Below are 17945 nucleotides of genomic sequence, written 5' to 3'. Positions count from 1 at the left end.
AATGAGCCGCGTCGGTGGGGCGAACACGCCTGTGCGCAGACAGCCACGGTGGGTTGTGCTGTCAACGGTTCTGGCGGGCGCGCTGGTCGCGTCGCTGACCACGACGGTAGCCCCGGCGGCGGACGCTGCACCGAGCAAACGACCAGCCGTGCCGGTCGAGAAACTGATCCCGCACACCAACACGGCGTTGACCTCGCTGAGGGCTCCGACAGCGCCTCAAGCCGGTGTACTGGAGGGCACCTCCTGGCCTGCCGCTGGCGACGCCGACCTCTCCGTCGGCGCCGCTGCCGTACCGAATGCGAAAGCGGACACCGTCCAGCACGCGGGTACGCTCCCGATCCGGATCAGCCCTCAGACTGCGGCGAAGGCGCAGGCCACAGCAGTTGCGGCCCCGCCGACCTACCACGTCCATCTGGCCGACCATGCCGCCGCGAGCAAGGCCGGTGTCTCCGGGGTCCTGTTCGCCGTCACCTCCGATGGCGTGGACCAGCCGGTGACGGTCGGGGTGGACTACTCCTCCTTCCGCAACGCCGTCGGCGCGGACTTCGGTTCCCGGCTGCACCTCGTCCAGTTGCCCGCGTGCGCGCTGACCACACCAGACAAGTCCGAGTGCCGCACTCAGACCCCGCTGCCCGCAGCCACCAACGACGCCACGAACCATGTGGTCTCCGCCGCGGTTACCCCGCCCGCGCGGCAGGCCTCTGCGGCGCGGGCCAGCGCGACGAGCATGGTTCTCGCGGCGACCAGCGGAGCTGCGGGGTCCAACGGCACGTATGCCGCGAGTTCACTGGCGCCGTCGGGAAGCTGGTCGGTTGGCGGTAGCACCGGCAACTTCACCTGGACCTACCCGATCCCCACCCCGCCACCGGCCGCTGGCAAAGGGGTCGCGCCCCAGGTCGCACTGACCTATGACTCGTCCAGCGTGGATGGCCGCACCTCCTCGACAAACAACCAACCGTCCTGGATCGGGGAGGGCTGGGAGTACACGCCCGGGTTTGTCGAACGCACTTACCGCACCTGCCGGGATGATCCCGCGGGTACCGCGCCGAAGACCGATGATTTCTGCTGGGCCGGGCAGATCGTCACTATGACGCTGGGTGGCCAGCAGGTCTCGCTGGTGCAGGACGACACCACGCACACCTGGCACGCCTCCCGCGACAGCGGCAACCGGGTCGAACTGCTCACCGGCACCGCCAACGGCGCGAACAACGGCGAGTACTGGAAGATCACCACCCCGGACGGAACCCAGTATTTCTTCGGCCGGGGCAGCGGCCCCGGCCACACCACGCAGGCCGGGACGAACTCCACCTGGACCGAGCCGGTCTATGGCGCCCACTCCGGCGAGCCGTGCAACAACCCGTCGGGATTCGCCGCGTCCTCCTGCAACCAGGCATGGCGGTGGAATCTCGACTACGTCGAGGACCCTCACGGCAACGCCACGATGTACTACTACACCACCGAGTCCAACTACTACGGTGGGAACAACGCGACCACGGGCGTGTCCTACACCCGGGCCGGTTACCTGTCCCGTATCGACTACGGGCTACGCCAGGAGAACGGCACCGTGTACGGCGCGACCGCACCGGACCAGGTCCTGTTCACGGTCTCCGAGCGCTGCCTGCCCTCCGGGGCGATCACCTGTGATCCGTCGCAGTTCACCAAGGACAACGCCCAGTCCTGGCCGGACACGCCCCAGGACCTGCAGTGCACGCAGGGCGCAAGCTGCGAGATTCACCAGCCCACCCTGTGGTCCACCAAGCGGCTGACGAACATCACCACGCAGTACTACAACGGCACCAGCTACACCAAGGTCGACTCCTACGACCTGAAACACCAGTTCTTCACCGCGGCTGACCCGGCATTGTGGCTGTCCTCGATCACCCGCACCGGCTACGCCGCCGATGGCACCTCCGTTGCGCTGCCGCCCGTCAGTTTCACCGGGCAGATGCGGGACAACCGGGTCCTCAACTACAACAACCAGCCCGCCATGGCACGGTGGCGCCTGACCAACATCGCCACCGAGACCGGCGAGGCCCTCTCGGTGTCCTACAGCGACCCGGAGTGCACCAAGACCAACGTGCCCTCCGATCCGTCCACCGACACGATGCGCTGCTTCCCCGTGCGCTGGACCCCGCCGTATGCCACCGACCCGATCCTGGACTACTTTCACAAGTACCTCGTCACCGAGGTCAAGGTCCAGGACTCCAACGCACTCACCCCCACCCAGCGCACCACCTACACCTACATCGGTACACCGGCCTGGCACCGCGACGACAACGAGATCACCAAGCCGGCCGACCGCACCTACGGGCAGTTCCGCGGCTACCAACAGGTCGAGGTCCGCACCGGCGACCCCGCGCACACCACCGACGGCGCCGCCGACCACCAGACACTGACGCGCACCACCTACTACCGGGGCATGGACGGCGACACCCTGCCTGACGGCAAGGCCCGTCCCCCCGCCACCGTGCCTGACTCGCTGGGTGAGACCGTGCCGGACAGCAACGACTACTCAGGCAGCGTCCGTGAGGTCCAGTCTTTCAACGGCGACGGTAGCCCACAGCTATCGGACACCATCACCGACCTGAGCACCGTGGCCACTTCCGCCTCGCGCGCCCGCACCGACCTGCCCGCGCTCAGGGCGCTGGTCATCGGGGACAAGCGGACGCGGCAGTTCACCGCGCTGGCCGCTGGCGGCAGCCGTGGCAAGACCATGGCCAGCGTCTACGACTCCGCTGGACGTCTCACCAAGCAGACCGCCAGCGGTGACGGGCTTCCTGATCTGTGCACGACCACGCGCTACGCCGACAACACGAGCACGTGGATCCGCAACCTCGTCAAGGAGATCATCATCTCCCGCGAGGCCTGCACCGACGCCGATCCCACGCCCACGCTGATCCAGTCCGACACCCGCACCTACTTCGACAAGCAGACCGATCTCGGTGTCGTCTCCGGACCTGGTGACGCGACCCGCACCGAGAGCGCTAAGACCAACGACAACGGCGCCCTGACGTTCATCACCACTGGCACATCCGAGTTCGACCCCTCCGGGCGTACCAAGTCGACCATCGACCCGCTGGGGCACACCACGAAGACCGACTACACGCCCGCCGACGGTGGCGTGGTTACCAAGACGGTCCTGACCAACGCCAAGGGCCAGACCACCACCACGCTGATCAACCCCGACCGCGGCACCACCGCCGGCACCATCGACGTCGCAGGGCACCGCACCGACACCACCTATGACCCCCTCGGCCGGCTCACCTCTGTGTGGCTGCCCGGACACTCCAAGGCCAACAACCAGAAGGCCTCCATCACCTACGACTACCTCCTGCGCGCCGATGGTCCGCTCGCGGTCACTACCAAGACTCTGGTCGACAACGGCAAGGACCTCAGCTACGTCACCCAGGTTCAGCTCTCCGATTCCCTGGGCCGTCCGCTGCAGACGCAGAAGGACGCTGAAGGCGGCGGCCGGGTCGTCTCCGACAGCTTCTACGACTCCCACGGCTGGGTCACCCGGACCAACAACCACTACTACACCGACGGCGCACCGGCCACGACTCTGATTGCGGTGGCGGACAAGTCGGTCCCCGACCGCACCCTGACCACCTACGACGGCAGCGGCCGCGCCACCCTGGCCACCGCCTACAACGGCCTCACCGCGACCTGGGCTACCCAGACCATCTACGGCGGCGACCGCACCACCGTCATTCCACCCCAAGGCGGCGTCCCGACCACCACGATCACCGACGCTCGCGGCAAGACCACCGAGCTGCGCCAGTACACCCAGAAACCCGCTATCACCGGCAATGTCGTGACCGGCGACGCCTACCAGGCGACGACTTACCACTACACGCCGCTGGGCCAACAGGACAAGATCACCGACAGCTCCGGCAACACCTGGACCTACAGCTTCGACCTACTGGGCCGCAAGCTGTCCCAGACTGACCCGGACTCCGGCACGACCACCTCGTCCTACAACGACGCCGACCAGCTCACCGCCACCACCGACAGTCGCAACCAGACCCTGGCCTTCACCTACGACGAGATCGGTCGCAAGACCGCCGAGTTCTCCGGCTCGCTGTCCGGTACCAAGCTCGCCTCCTGGACCTACGACACCAAACAAGCCGGGAAGCTGACCTACTCGACCCGCTACACCCCGAACGGGAACTACTCGGTCGGCGTCACCGGCTACGACGACATGGGCAACCCCGGTGGGACGTTTACCGCGCTCCCCGCGAGCGAGACCGGCTTCGCCACCATCTACACCTCCAGCAATGCCTGGACCACCACTGGTCTACAGATCGGCGTGCAACCCGCCGACGGCGGCGGCCTGCCCGGCGAGTACATCGGTATGACCTACGACTCGATGGGCAACCCGTCCACCACCACCGGGGTCAACGCCTACGTCACCGGCACCTCCTACACGCCCTACTCCGAACCCAACCAGTACACCGTTGGGTCCTCCGACCAGCCCAGCTGGCTCACCTACGGCCGCGACGAGCAGACCCGCCGCCTGAGCCAGACCACCTTCACCACCCAGCGGGCCGTCGCCCAACTCGACGACACCCGCTATAGCTATGACCCGGCCGGCAACCTCACCCGCGTCGTCGATGTGCAAGGCCCCGCCGGCGCGTCCACGCCCACACAGACCCAGTGCTTCGGCTACGACGCCCTCGCCCGCCTCAACCAAGCCTGGACCGCCACCGACAACTGCGCCGCGCAACCCAGCGCCAGCACGATCGGCGGCGCCACCCCGTACTGGCTGTCCTGGACCTTCGACCCCAGTGGCCTGCGCAAGACCCAGACCCAACACGCACTGCCCGGCGCCACCGGCGGCGACACCGTCACCACCTACACCTACCCCGCCGCCGGCGCACCCCAGGCCCACACCCTGACCGGGACCTCCACCACCGGGCCGAACGGCAAGTCGACGACTGGCTACACCTACGACTCTGTCGGTAACACCAAGACGCGCACCCTGCCCGCCGGCAGCCAGACCCTCAGCTGGGACGTCGAGAACAGGCCCGCCAGCGTCCAGACTCCGGCTGGCACGACCACCTACGTCTACGACGCTGACGGCAACGAACTCCTGCGCCGCGACCCCACCACCACAACCCTGTTCCTGCCCGGCGAGGAACTGGCCCGCACCAACTCCACCGGGGTCATCACCGGGACCCGCTACTACTCCCACGCCGGGACCGTGGTCGCACTCCGCGTCGGCGGCAAGGACCCCGTCTACCTCGACGGTGACCAGCACGGCACTGAGCAGGTCACCTATGAGCCCTACACCCAGACGATCACTCGCCGGGCCTTCGACCCCTACGGCAACGCCCTCGGAGCCGGCTCGGGAACCTGGCCCGACAACCACGGCTTCCTCAACAAGCCCCTCGACACCGCCACCGGCCTGACCGACGTCGGCGCCCGCGAGTACGACACCGCCACCGGGCGTTTCATCTCCGTCGACCCGGTCCTCGACGCCGCCAGCCCGCAGTCCCTCGCTGGCTACACCTACAGCAACAACAACCCCACCACACTGTCCGACCCCAGCGGCAAGCACTACGAGGAACAGGCTGGAGACGGCCACTACTACTACATCTACCCCGGCACCCGCGCTGAATCCGAGGAAATCGCCGCCTACGACAACCATGCCGCTGAATGGCGTGCTCAGCAAGGACAACCTGTAATCGTTGATCGGGGCAACGGTATCATCGGCGTCCGCGACCCCAAATCAGGCAAAAGCTATTATGGCGGATTCGACCTCGGTGCCGACGCCCCCGAAATTCACCTCTTAACCAGCTACGGTCGACGGCTTTATGACGAAGCTGGGGAAACCGCATCTACCTGGTACAATCTCGATCCAGACAACAATCCCGCCTATACCTTCACGGTTAAATCAATGCTCGAGAGCATCTGTGCCGAGTATTCTGGCGTGTGCAGTGATGCTTTCGTTGACTATCTTGCCAACAAGAAGATGCATGACCCTAACTTCCCGGCCGGAAATGACGGGATGGGGGTCAGTGGATTTGCTCTAGGTGCTGCCGCAGTGGGCGCCGTTGGTGCGTCCGGAAGAATTCCGGGCGGAGCCCCAGGCAGTCGTCCCAGTAAATCCTTTACCCCGGCCGGAAAGAGAATCGTTTGGGAGAAAAATGAGGAGGCCAATGATGGCACTCCCGCTTGCGCACTCTGCGGCACTCCGGTTGTCAAGCCGCAACAGTCCAAGCGCGGCGTGACACCACCACTTAACGAAGGTGCCGTCGACCATCGTATTCCGAAAGTTCAAGGTGGCTCGGGCGATCCAAGCAATGGGGACCTGCTATGTGCGGTGTGTAACAGTGTAGACAAGCGGGGATATTCCTACTGGGAGCTGTACGAGCAGATGGGAACATTCCCGAACGGAGGCCTTCCATGGTGAGTGATAGAATAGGTAGTAGGGCAGGGTTGACCTCTCGGAGCTGAATTCTCCCTTGCCGTGTGATGTTCTAGCGCTTGATTTGCGCGGCCGCATAGCGCTCAAATAGACGTTACTCGTCAGCAAGGGGTGGCTCAAATTGAAATTTGAGCCACCCCTTGCGAGAAGTCATGCCGAGCCTCAAAAATCTCCTTTTATGATCGTTTGACTTGTATAATGGAGCGGGATTGGCGTCATATCTTAATAGATTCCCAGGCGTCGCCAATGCACCCTTCCTCGTACTCCCACCAGCCCTCTGATTCGCCACGGTGTAGCAGGCGCTTCACTTCGTGGAGATTTACGTTTGGTGGTACGCTGAGAGCGACCATGCCGAACTGCTCAATGCCTTCGCCGTCGACGCCGAGCGGAGAGAAGACATCTAGTACTGCTTGTCTGCTACCGGCTAGCGGACCGTCAGGAAAGGGGATTACCCGAATGGTGCACGCTCCGGACCATGAGACTTTTTCCATGGCCCATAGGGTTCCATTATTACTGGTTGAGACTCGGACAATGTCACCTACTGCAACATTACGGGCAAACCATGGTATATTGTCAACTTGAACTAGTTCGCCTTCTGTAAGAGGAATTCCCCAGAGGCCTTCGTTGTCGACCGGAGGCCAGCCATCCTGACTCGGCTGCAATAGGAATCGAACGCGGACGTGGTTCGCTTTGGTACTCTGTGGAGAAATCTCTTGCTCGGTCACGTGGGTATAGTACCCGATCGATCAGGTTTGTGGGTAGGTTCCTGCGCTGGCGGCCATATTGCGTGCTGTCATCGGTATTCCTTTTTGGGAAGTGGTCGGCGATGCAAAAATTGCCTACGTGGATCGAAATGTGGCAAGGTAGTTCAAAGGTTGATTTCCTGGAATGGATGTTAATGTCTGCGGTGGTGGTCGGCGAGGTGGGCGGTATGGTTTAGGAGGTGTTTGAGATCTTCAGGTAGCAAGGCCGAAGCGGCGTGGCCCTGGACGCGCGGCCAGTGCACGACGAGCGATGCGGCGGGTCATCGTGGCAATCGAGGCCACCGGATGAGGGCCTCGGATGTGGAGGGATGACGTTCGTAGTCCCGTGCCAGCCGCCGGTATCCGGTCAGCTACGCCAGCGTGCGTTCTACCGTCCACTTGCGTGGGATCACGGCGAACCCCTTCTGGCCAGCGGGTTTGCGGACGATCTCGATCGTGGTGCGGAGCGGGGTGCGGGCCCAGTCCACCAGCGCTCCGGCGAAGCCGCCGTCGGCGAACAGGTTCCGGGTCCGGCGGCGGGTGGTCGACAGCAGCGGGTGTTGGCGGTGGTGCAACTCCAGCAGTAGGCGCTTGGTACCGTCCCGGTCCTGCACACACGCCGGCAACACCACCACGGCCAACAGCAGGCCCTGTCCGTGCCGAGAAATACGTCCGTGCAGGTCAGCAGGCGTCGGAGTATGACCGGTCGCCGTCCGGCATGATCGCGGCTCGTGCTGGTCCGCTTCACCTACCTCGCCGTCACCCACGCCTTCGCCGCGCTGCGGCTATTGCGCATGACCGACCGTGAGAAGGACGTCGAGATCCTTGCGTTACGCCATCAACTCACGGTCTTGCACAGACAACTCGGCAAGCGGCGCCCTCGGCTGAGAAGGTGTTTGAGATCTTCAGGTAGCAAGGCCGAAGCGGCGTCGTCCCGGACGCACGGCCGGTGCACGACGAGCGATACGGCGGGTCATCGTGGCAATCGAGGCCCACCGGATGAAGGCCTCGGAGGTGGCGAGATGGCGTTCGTAGTCTCGTGCCAGCCGCCGGTATCCGGTTAGCCAGGCGAGCGTGCGTTCGACCGCCCACCTGCGCGGGATGACCGAGAACCCTTTCTGCCGAGGGGGTTTGCGGACGATCTCGATGGTGGTGCGCAGCGTGGTACGGGCCCAGTCCACCAGCGCCCCGGCGAAGCCGCCGTCGGCGAACAGGTGCCGGGTCCGGCTGCGGGTGGTCGACAGCAGTGGGTGTTGGCGGTGGTGCAGCTCCAGCAGTAGGCGCTTGGCGCCGTCTCGGTCCTGTACACAGGCAGGTAGTACCACCACGACCAGCAGCAGGCCGAGGGTGTCGGTGACGATGAACCGTTTGCGGCCGTTGAGTTTCTTGCCCGCGTCGTACCCGCGGGTGTCCGTGCTGACGGTGTCGGCGCCCTTGACGGTCTGCGAGTCCATCAGCCCGGCACTGGGATCGGGATCGCGGCCGGCGTCGGCGCGGACTCGTGCCCGTAGGGCGTCGAGCAGTCGGAAGGTCAGCCGTTGCTGTTCCCAGCGGGTGAAGTACCAGTACACGGTCTCCCAGGGTGGAAAGTCGACCGGCAGTTGCCGCCAGGAGCAGCCTGAGCGGACCACGTACAAGATCGCGTCCACGATGTCGCGGCGTGGGTGCTTCTCCCGGCGCCCGCCCTGGGGATGTGCTGTCGGTGGCGGTAGCAGGGGCTCGACCACTGCCCACTCGGCGTCGGTCAGGTCCGAGGGGTACCGCCGGTCACGTGCCATCCGTCCAACTTTGCCGGAGGTCAGTGACACTGGGGAGCGGCCAAGATCTCAAACACCTTCTTAGTACGACAACGACAGGTTGTTACCTTGTCTCTTGTGATGGCTCGCATGGGCGCGGGCCTGGGATGTTCGCCGCCAGTTCGACCAGTACAAGACATGGTCGACCGCGTGAACGACAGGGACAACCACCCGGTTCCATAAGCGGCGGATCTCGTTGACTGATAACGGGATCCGTGTCCGACTATCAGCGGCTGCCAGTACCCCCTTTGGTGGTCTCTCGAACGATCACCAGGAATGCCAGGGCCGTCATGGACAGCGTGATGTGCCGGTACCATGCCTGGTAACCCCGCACCTGGTAGTGATCCAACCCGGTCTCGTTCTTCGCCGTCTGGAAGCATTCCTCGATCGCCCAGCGACTTCCCGCCACTCCGACCAACTCCGTCAAGCCCGTCTCGGCGGGGCCGAAACAGACGTAGTAGGCGATATCGGTGGGATCACTGACCGAGCGGCGGGCCAACAACCAATGCCCCCAGCCCTGCCGGCGCAGTGGCCGGATCTCGGCCGCCGCCCAGTCTGACACCCGCGGCCCGCGCACGCCATCACCACAGCTCAGCCGCTGCCATGCCGAGTCTGCCAACTCCGCGATCACCCGATGGACCCGAACCTTCATCAAGTCCATTGATACCACCATCGCGGACTTGGGCACCGCGACCACATGCGGCACGTCAACGCTTTCCAGCCACAGCCGGAACTTCGTGTCCTGCCCGTAGAGCTCGTCCGCGGTCACCCACCCAAACGGCACCTCCGCCTCCAGGGCGCGCTCGATCATCCGTCGGGCCAGCACCTGCTTGGTCGCCAACCCCACCTCGTCACCGATGCCCGCGGCCCGACACCGCTCACGATCGTCAGTCCAGTCCTTCGGCAGGTACAGCTCCCGATCGATCAACGCACGACCACGCGGCGAGGCGTAGGCCAGGAACACACCGATCTGCGAGTTCTCGATCCGCCCGGCCGTGCCGGAGTACTGGCGGCCGACGCCAGCGGACTTCGTGCCCTTCTTCAGAAAGCCTGTCTCGTCGACGATGAGGACACCCCGCTCGGCATCGCCGATGTGCTCGACCACCGCGGCCCGCACATCGTCACGCAGACCGTCGGCGTCCCAGGCGTAGAAGTTCAGCAGGCGTTGCATGCCCTCCGGGCCGGCATCGCCGGCGGCCTCGGCTAAAGTCCAGCCGTTCTTGCGTTCGACCTCGCCGAGCAAACCCCTGACATACCAACGCATCCGGCGCCGGGACTCCACCCGAGGGAACCGACCGGCGAACCGACCCAGGAATACCTCGAATCCCGCAGACCAACCCGCGACCATCTCCGCCAACATAACAAGATCAACTACCAGAACCGGCCCCAGGTAACAACCTGTCGTTGTCGTATTAGAGCTCCTAACAGATTGATGTGCGGTGGTGGTTGGTGAGTCGACGCCAGCAGATCAGGGCACAGGCCAGCGAGACGAAGCCGTGGTGGATCTCCAATCGGCGTTCCCAACGGACGGCAAGGCGCCGGAACTGGTGCAGCAGTGCCAGGGTGTGGTCGACAACCCAACGGGCGGTGGTGTTGTTGCCCCGTGTACCGCGCCGGCTGATCAGGGGCCTGATGCCGCGGGCTCGCAACTGGTCACGGTAGGTGTCGTGGTCGTATCCACGGTCGGCGACCAGGATCGGGAACCGTCGTCGGGGACGGCCACGGCGGCCGCGGATCGCCGGCAGGGCATCGACCAGTGGCAGGAGTTGGGTGATGTCGCCTGCGGTTGCCGCCGGTCACGGTCACCACCAGCGGAGTCCCTCCTCCGTCGCAGATCAGGTGGTGTTTGGAGCCCGTCGTGGCGCGGTCGACCGGGCGCGGTCCGGTCGCCTCGCCCCCTTGTTCGCCCGGACATGTGAGGCGTCCACGCAAACACGCGACCAGTCGATCAACGCGGCGGAGTTCAGGTGTGCTGTCAACGGACATGAACAGCTCCGGCTGGACGGACTTCCGATCGCCGGGTGGGCGGACAACAGAGCGCCGGACTGGTGGACACCAGTTCTCCGGATGAACGGTCAGGTCAGCGGGACCACCCCCTTACCAGCCAGCGCCTCAGCCAGGCGGTGAGAGTCGCCTTTGGTGGTGACCAAGTGAGCGTGGTGCAACCGGTCGAACACGCCACGCTCCTGCCAGTCCCGCAGCCGCCGCCAGCAGGTCATGCCTGATCCGAACCCCAGTTCCTGTGGCAGGTCCTCCCAACCGATGCCGGTGAACAGTACGAACACGATGCCCTGAAGCACCGGCCTGTCTGGTAACGGCCTCGCGCCACGACGCCCAGGTGGGCGCACCGGCGACAGGGGCTCGATCAGTGCCCACAACTCGTCCGAGACCACCCACGGCGACGCCACCCCAAGATCATCTCAGACCAAGACCCGCAATCTTTTAGGAGCTCTAAGCATAAGTAGTGGGGGTGCGATGGTGAAGCGCCGCAGGAAGCGAACTGCTCGCGGTGGGGCCAGCACCGCGTGTTGCGGCCAGCCAGCGAACCCCACCTCCCTCATACTGGATCATTACGCGCCCAGACGTGCAGGAGACACCGATGGCGACCACGGAGTTTGACCTTGGCACCGTCCTCGTGTCGGCCGGTGTCAGTGTTGGGGTCTCCACGCTGGCGGGACTGGTCGTCACGGGGATCAGGGTCGGCCGAGAGACACGGGTCAAGCGGCGACTCGAAGCCAGGGACGAAGCCAGGGACCAAGTCCACGAGATAGTCGGTGAGGTGTTAGTCAAGGTCATCAAGTTCCAAGCTGGACTCGCAGAAGGCCGGGACTGGGAAAGCACCCACTGGATCGAGGACTACATTTGGGCATCTCGCATCCTCACGGCATCACGCCCGCTTGGTCGACTGCGACGGATTTTGATCCACTGGCAGCTGCGCTGGCTGGTAGGTCCCCTTGCCTTCAGCCTTGCCGAGGCCACGCCAGAACCTGACCCTCATCTCGCGACTGGGCAAGCTCTGTGGTGGCAGATCAAGTCCAGCAGGGAGATCGAGTCGGCTCAGCAGAGGCAACAGTTGTTCCGCCCGGGTGGTCTGGAAACGATCCTGCGTGGCGAACGCGACTCAAGGGATGTCCGGCTACTCAAGGGGATCCTCAGCTGGCTTGCTCGATCCTGGTAACCAACGGTGGCTTGTGGAGGTCGGTGGTCGCGGTGCAGCTCGATCCCGCATGCCGGAAGCCATTCGGGGGATCCTGTGCGAGTTCGCGCTCAAGTCTCGCCCGCGGCTGGAGATAATCCGGCCGTGACAGCCGGCCCAAATCAGGAACACATCACCAACTCAGTGACCGGGGACGTGTCGGCTCACATGGTGAACTTCCGAGACATCCACGGCGGCGTCCACCGCCATCACCATGCCGCTTCGCGGCAGCCGGTGTCGTTGCCGTACCGCACCGGGTCCATGCCCAAGCCCGCAGACTCATACCAACAACGACCTGCCGTGCAACAGGTTGCCGCAGCCCTGGGGCATGGCAGGGCGGTGGTACTCAGTTCGGAGACCACCACCAAGACGGGTGTGCTCTCAGGGCTCGGAGGCGTAGGCAAGTCCCAGATCGCCGTCGGTGTCGCCGAGCAGGCATGGGCCTCGGGAGAGGTCGAGGTCCTGGCGTGGGTCACCGCGGCCTCCCGGGAAGCAATCCTCACCGCCTACGCACGCCTCGCCGCTGATCTCACCGGCATCGAGGATCCCACTCCGGAACAGGGGTCGGAGCGGCTGCTGACCTGGCTGGCCAGCAGCACGATCGGCTGGCTGCTCATCCTGGACGACGTGCAGGATCCCGGCGATCTGAATGGCCTGTGGCCGCCGATCACCTCCTCCGGTCAAACGGTAGTGACCACGCGGCGCCGGGATGCGGTACTGCGCGGTCACGGCAGGCAGAGAATCGATGTTAGCGAGTTCACCAACGGTGAAGCCCTGGCCTACCTACGGACGCGCCTGGCCGATCAGGCGCACCTGCTCGACGGCGCGGACGAGTTGGCCACAGCGTTAGGGTGCCTGCCGCTCGCGCTGGCGCAAGCAACCGCCTCCATGCTTGACCGTGGCTGGACCTGCTCCGACTACCTGGCCCGGTTCACCGACCGCCGACGCACCCTGGACTCGCTGTGGCCCGAGGGTGAGCCGTTGCCCGACGAACACCGGTCGACCGTCGCGGCGACATGGTCATTGTCGATCGAGCAGGCCAATCAGCTCCACCCTGCCGGGGTGGCGCGCCCGTTGTTGCAGCTCGCCAGCGTGCTCGACCCCAACGGCATTCCCACCGACCTGTTCACCGCCCCGGCGTCTCTGCACTGGTTGACCAAGGCCCTAGGCCGGGAGGTCACTGCCGAAGACGCCGCCGAGGGCTTGGCGTGCTTGCACCGCTTGAGCCTGCTCACTCTGGACAACCGCTCCACGTTGCGGGTCGCCCGGGTGCACGCAATGGTGCAGCGTGCCACCCAGGACAACCTGTCCGAAGCCCAAGCGGCCACCGCCGTGAGCCTCGCTGCCGATGCCCTAGTTCAGGTATGGCCATCGATCGAGCGGGATACCACGGTGGGGCAGACACTGCGGGCCAACACCGCGGCATTGAGAGACGCTGGTGAGAAGCATCTGTGGTACCCGTGTGGACATACGGTGTTGTTCCGTGCCGCTCTCAGTCTCTGCGAGACCGGATTAGTCAACGAGACCGTGGACTATCACCAATGCCTTTACGCCACGGCTACCTACTGACGGGACCCCGTGAAGTGACCCACCGTCTGTGAGAGTCGGTTATCGGTGGATGCAGGCCGCAGCGTAGCCGGCCGGGGTCTGATAGCCCAGCGCGGAGTGCCTGCGATGGTGGTTGTATTCGTCCTTCCAGTCGCTGATCACGACCCGGGCCTGGATCAGCGACCAGAACAGGTTGATGTTCAAGCATTCGTCACGGAGCCGGCCGTTGAACGACTCGACATAGCCGTTGCGCCACGGCTGGCCCGGCGGGATGAACGCCAACCCGACACGCTCACCGGCCCAGTCGCTCATCGCCGCGCAGGCCAGCTCGGGACCGTTGTCACTGCGCAGCACCGCCGGGTAGCCCCGATCGCCAGCGATGCGGTCCAGCTCATCGATCAGGCGTTCCGCGGTGATCGAGCGTTCGACCAGACCGCCCAGACATTCCCGGGTGTGCTCATCCACAATGGACACAATCTTGACGGGTTTGCCATCGGTGGTGGCATCGAACTGGAAGTCGACCGCCCACACGCGATTCGGCGCGTCCGCCTTCGGAGTGTCTTTCGCGGTCGAGGTGCCCAGACGCTTGCGGCGACGCCGCTGGGGCACCCGTAAGCCCTCCTCGCGCCACAACCGCTGGACCTTCTTGTGGTTGACCGTCCAGCCCTCGCCACGGGCGTCGTGGTAGGCCCGCCGGAACCCCCATCGCGGATGCGCCTTCGCGTAGTCCCGCAGCCAGGCCCGCAACGCCGCGTCCGGATCTGCCGGGGTCTGGGTCACCGGCGCCCGCCGGTGGGTGCCCCTGTTCTGCCCGGTCACCCGGCAGGCGAACCGTTCACTCACCCCGAGCGCCCGCATCAGGTGGTGCACGGCCGCCCGCCGGCGGTCCGGGCTTAGAAGTTTCCCTTGGCGATCTCCTTGAGCGCCGCCTTCTCCAGTTCCGCGTCGGCCAACAGCCGCTTGAGGGTGGCGTTCTCTCGTTCCAGGTCCTTCAACCGCTTGGCGTCATCGGCCTTCAGACCGCCGAACTGGTTACGCCACCGGTAGTAGGTCGGCTCGCTGACCTGCAACTCCCGGCAGACATCCGCGATGTCCTTGCCCTCGCCCAGCAGCCGGTCGGCCTGGGCCAGCTTCCGCACGACCTGCTCGGGGGTGTGCCGCTTCCTGGTACTCATCGTCATCGAGCCTTCCTGCCCACAGCGTGGGCCGCAAGACTCTCACTCGAGCTGGATCAACCCAACGGGGTCACGCCACTACTACCTGGGCCCCGACCACCCTCAGACCCTAATTATCCGCGGCAGCCTCGCCTACTTGCGTGGGCGAGCTGGTGATGTGGTGGGTGCGGTTGCGGCGTTGGAGGAGTTGCTCGTTGACCAAGGGCGGGTGCTGGGTCGCGAGCACCCCGACACCCTGACCATCCGCGGCAGCCTCGCCTACTTGCGTGGGGAAGCTGGTGATGTGGTGGGTGCGGTTGCGGCGTTGGAGGAGTTGCTAGCTGACCTGCGGCAGGTGCTGGGTCGCGATCACCCCGACACCCTGGCCACCCGCAGGAACCTCGCCCACTGGCAGGACCGCCTGCCCGAGAATGGGCAGTCCTAACAAGGATGCACTCGTGGCCGCAACCGCAGCATCGGTTGTCAAGACTCGCTGGGCGCAACACAACCCACACGGACAGGGCCAGGCGTGGTGTCTTCTGGCCCCAAAGGGAATCTCCGCCTCGCTGTGTGGCTGTGACCTGCGGCGATTAACTTGCAAGACTCGAACGTGTGTGCGAATCTGCGATGGCGGGCCCCGAACCCGCGGCCGGGCCCTCCAGGGAAGTGGGGAGGCCCGGCGCCCCATCACGGAGGTCCACCCATGAGCCAGCCCTCGGATCGTCATGCGCAAGAGCGTTACCTGTGGAGCTCGGCGGATTGGATGACCGCAGCCGCCGACCTGCTTCGTAGGTACAGCGCGGAGGCGGCCCGGATCATGTCCTCGGGGGCGCCGGTGAGCCAGCCGGTACTGCTCGCCGTGGCCAGGCACGCCAAGGCGGTGGTGGAGATCTACGACGGCGAGCAGGAGAAGGTGCGACAGTGGCGCGCCACGCACGGCGACGGCGGGGCGTAGGCTGGCCGCGCCGTGTCGATCGGCTCCGGGCGCGGCGCCACGCCGAGCTACCTTGGGCTCCTGCATGAGTCACTGAAGCCAAACGTGTGTTCGATATCATCGCGCGGGTGACAATGACCAACGCCGAACGTGATGTCGATGGAGCAGTGCACTACCGGCGTGACGGAATCCAGCGGCTCGTAGGTGTGCTCCCGGCGACCTGCCGGAGCGGCGCGCACGTTCTGCACATCGCCGGATACAAGGCAATCGAGACTGAGGGCCTGGTGACCGTCCCTTGCAACGCGTGCGCCGAAGCCGGATCAACGGGGGCGTGGCGCCTGACGACTGGTCTCCGGCCCGACTACGCCGAACTGGACGACACCCCATACGTCGCCCTGCTGCGCAGGGCCGTAAACCGAGCGTGAAGGCGGAAGGCTGATGGTGTAGGCCCCGGCATGGCGGGGCCTGCACCGATAGTGTCTAGTCGCCGTGTGCGGCGTGGAACTCTGCCACGAGGTCCGCAGGAATGCGGCCTCGGTCGGAGATTTCCTTCCCCTGGAATCCCGGATCTGGGTGATCAGGACCTTCACCGAGCTGAACGTCCCGCGGCGGATGGACTGCCGAGTGATGATCGAGAACCAGGTCTCGATCTGGTTGATCCACGAGGAGCCCTTGGGGGCAAAGTGGAACCGCACGTGCGGGTTGTTCTCCAGCCACGCCATGACCTCCGGCGTGGTGTGAGTCGACAAGTTGTCCAGCACTACATGCACGTCCTGCCCCCATGGGGTGCCACAGCTTTCTGCAGGAACGTCAGGAACTGCGCGCCGTCGCGGACCGGCACGCACTCGCCCAGGACTTCGCCGGTGCCCACGTTCAACGCCGCGGCCAAGGTCGTGGTGCCGTGTCGCATGTAGTCGTGGGTGCGTTTCTCGGTGGCGTCGCACGTGATCGGCAACAGCGGCTGGGTCCGGTCCAACGCTTGGATCTGGGTCTTCTCGTCGATCGAGAGGACCACGGCGCCGCCAGGCGGATCCAAGTACAACCCGACGACGCCGGCGACCTTCACCGCGAACTCCGGATCCTTGCTCACCGTGAACATGCCCTGCCGGTACGGCGTGATTCCGTTGTCCCGCCACAGTTTCGCCACGTAGTGATGGGACACCGACACCCCGTCGGTCCGAGTGATGAACGCCGCCATCTCCCTGCTGGACCAGTGCGAGAGCCTAGTGGAGGTCGGCGGGCTGGTCCGGGAAAGCGCCAGGACCCTGGCCCGGACACGTGCGGGCACCTGCTCACGACCGGCACCACGCGGCAGGTCCAACAGACCCCCGATGCCCTGGGTCGCGTAGCGGCCCAGCCACAGGTCCACCGTCGGACGCGACACCCCGGCCAGCGCGGCGATATCCTTCTTCTGCCGGCCTTCGGCGTGCCACAACACGATCCGGGCCCTGGTCGCGACCGTCGCCGTGACATCCGGGCTGTAGACCAGGGCCTGCAACTCTGCCCGCTCCCGCGGCGTCAGCTCCACCCGGCCAGGTCAACACCACGCCCAGTCAACCAGACCTAAACCAAACAGAATCACGGGACACTAGATCGCCGCCGCGACCGCCGCCGCGCCGTCCGCCTGCTCCGCGCCACCTCATGTGACCTCCTGGTCCTGCCACACCGGCGAATACAGTGCGATGACCCGATCGCACGCCCGTGACCGCTGCTCAGGTCCGCCATCGTCGCGCCAGGTCCGCGGCCGGTCGAGGATCAGCGCCGTCATCAGCTCATGACGCCCGACCAGCCCGAGGCATCGCCGAGCGGCGGGCCGCCGAGCCCGTGAACAGCACGGCGACCGCAGGCCGGCGCATACTGGACCCGGGCTTCGCCGCAACCCAAAAGGGTGACCTTGGCGCCACTCGGGCGCATCGCCGCGCGGTTCCCACCCCTGCTTCGGTTACTGTTTCCGCAGGTCAAGGCCGATGTCGCCCCATCGTCGCCCCATCCACGCCGCACGCGCGCTCTGGATACCGGAAAACGGTCGCCGTTGACTGGTCCCGCCTGCGGCGGAAGCCAACGTTCCTCTTTCCGCCCGACCTTCTGCCGCAGGCCCTATTAGACGCCCACCAGCGCCTCGGTGAAAGGGACCGCGACTCTCG

General features: G+C 65.4%; 13 protein-coding genes and 3 pseudogenes. 6 read left to right on the top strand and 10 right to left on the bottom strand.

All coding sequences use genetic code 11. From position 1 onward, the window contains the following. The first annotated feature begins 55 nt into the window (after nucleotides 1–55). Nucleotides 56–6415, top strand: a complete 6360-nt coding sequence (locus KALB_RS49915) for an RHS repeat-associated core domain-containing protein (protein ID WP_268872215.1) — start codon at nucleotides 56–58, stop codon at nucleotides 6413–6415. Nucleotides 6416–6645: 230 nt separating this feature from the next. Here the strand turns inward: KALB_RS49915 and KALB_RS45665 are convergent, their stop codons facing one another. The 6 genes and pseudogenes from KALB_RS45665 to KALB_RS45655 all read right to left on the bottom strand — a co-directional run. Further along, nucleotides 6646–7155: a DUF4265 domain-containing protein gene (locus KALB_RS45665; RefSeq protein WP_201771811.1), complete on the bottom strand. Its 510-nt coding sequence runs from the start codon at nucleotides 7153–7155 to the stop codon at nucleotides 6646–6648. 389 nt (nucleotides 7156–7544) lie between these two features. Next, nucleotides 7545–7940 carry a transposase gene (locus tag KALB_RS50095; RefSeq protein WP_338033817.1) on the bottom strand — a complete coding sequence of 132 codons (396 nt, stop codon included), beginning with the start codon at nucleotides 7938–7940 and terminating at the stop codon, nucleotides 7545–7547. A 138-nt stretch (nucleotides 7941–8078) separates the two neighbouring features. After that, complete coding sequence (locus tag KALB_RS25990) at nucleotides 8079–8951, bottom strand: IS5 family transposase (protein WP_025358630.1); 873 nt, start codon at nucleotides 8949–8951, stop codon at nucleotides 8079–8081. A gap of 244 nt (nucleotides 8952–9195) precedes the next feature. Further along, nucleotides 9196–10317 carry an IS701 family transposase gene (locus tag KALB_RS25985; RefSeq protein WP_081789961.1) on the bottom strand — a complete coding sequence of 374 codons (1122 nt, stop codon included), beginning with the start codon at nucleotides 10315–10317 and terminating at the stop codon, nucleotides 9196–9198. A gap of 73 nt (nucleotides 10318–10390) precedes the next feature. Continuing rightward, nucleotides 10391–10948: pseudogene (locus tag KALB_RS45660) on the bottom strand (IS5 family transposase); the annotation flags it as partial. 174 nt (nucleotides 10949–11122) lie between these two features. Beyond that, nucleotides 11123–11377, bottom strand: a pseudogene (locus KALB_RS45655) (transposase); the annotation flags it as partial. A 191-nt stretch (nucleotides 11378–11568) separates the two neighbouring features. On the opposite strand from KALB_RS45655, the gene KALB_RS25975 reads away from it, so the two are divergent. Both KALB_RS25975 and KALB_RS25970 read left to right on the top strand, forming a co-directional pair. Beyond that, on the top strand, nucleotides 11569–12147 hold the full coding sequence (locus KALB_RS25975; protein ID WP_025358628.1) for a hypothetical protein: 579 nt from the start codon (nucleotides 11569–11571) through the stop codon (nucleotides 12145–12147). 162 nt (nucleotides 12148–12309) lie between these two features. Then, nucleotides 12310–13734, top strand: a complete 1425-nt coding sequence (locus tag KALB_RS25970) for an NB-ARC domain-containing protein (RefSeq protein ID WP_052360486.1) — start codon at nucleotides 12310–12312, stop codon at nucleotides 13732–13734. A 39-nt stretch (nucleotides 13735–13773) separates the two neighbouring features. Here KALB_RS25970 and KALB_RS25965 read toward each other — a convergent pair. After that, nucleotides 13774–14888 (bottom strand): IS3 family transposase gene (locus tag KALB_RS25965; protein ID WP_148309647.1). Its coding sequence is split into 2 segments (ribosomal slippage): nucleotides 13774–14621 and nucleotides 14621–14888, totalling 1116 coding nucleotides; the frame shifts between segments, so codons are not numbered across the junction. Nucleotides 14889–15066: 178 nt separating this feature from the next. Here KALB_RS25965 and KALB_RS48635 point away from each other — a divergent pair. The 3 genes from KALB_RS48635 (at nucleotide 15067) to KALB_RS48125 (ending at nucleotide 16226) form a co-directional block, all read left to right on the top strand. Next, nucleotides 15067–15312, top strand: coding sequence for a tetratricopeptide repeat protein (locus tag KALB_RS48635; protein WP_201771810.1), 246 nt, complete (start codon nucleotides 15067–15069; stop codon nucleotides 15310–15312). Nucleotides 15313–15630: 318 nt separating this feature from the next. Continuing rightward, nucleotides 15631–15822 carry a hypothetical protein gene (locus KALB_RS25950; protein ID WP_025358625.1) on the top strand — a complete coding sequence of 64 codons (192 nt, stop codon included), beginning with the start codon at nucleotides 15631–15633 and terminating at the stop codon, nucleotides 15820–15822. A gap of 107 nt (nucleotides 15823–15929) precedes the next feature. Beyond that, entirely contained in the window at nucleotides 15930–16226 is a 297-nt protein-coding gene (locus KALB_RS48125; protein WP_162483057.1) for a hypothetical protein, read from the top strand. Nucleotides 16227–16281: 55 nt separating this feature from the next. Here KALB_RS48125 and KALB_RS50255 read toward each other — a convergent pair whose 3' ends face one another. The 3 genes and pseudogenes from KALB_RS50255 to KALB_RS25945 form a co-directional block, all read right to left on the bottom strand. Beyond that, nucleotides 16282–16464 (bottom strand): Lsr2 family DNA-binding protein, encoded by a 183-nt coding sequence (locus tag KALB_RS50255; RefSeq protein ID WP_420811835.1) that lies wholly within the window; start codon nucleotides 16462–16464, stop codon nucleotides 16282–16284. After that, nucleotides 16440–16523, bottom strand: a pseudogene (locus KALB_RS50250) (hypothetical protein); the annotation flags it as partial. The pseudogene KALB_RS50250 and the gene KALB_RS50255, both read right to left, overlap by 25 nt. Nucleotides 16524–16561: 38 nt before the next feature. Continuing rightward, complete coding sequence (locus KALB_RS25945; protein WP_201771808.1) at nucleotides 16562–17329, bottom strand: IS630 family transposase; 768 nt, start codon at nucleotides 17327–17329, stop codon at nucleotides 16562–16564. Nucleotides 17330–17945 lie beyond the last annotated feature (616 nt).

The sequence above is a fragment of the Kutzneria viridogrisea DSM 43870 genome (assembly GCF_000525635.1).
Taxonomy (GTDB): Bacteria; Actinomycetota; Actinomycetes; order Mycobacteriales; family Pseudonocardiaceae; genus Kutzneria; species Kutzneria viridogrisea.
This window is presented reverse-complemented; position numbering and strand designations above follow the sequence as displayed.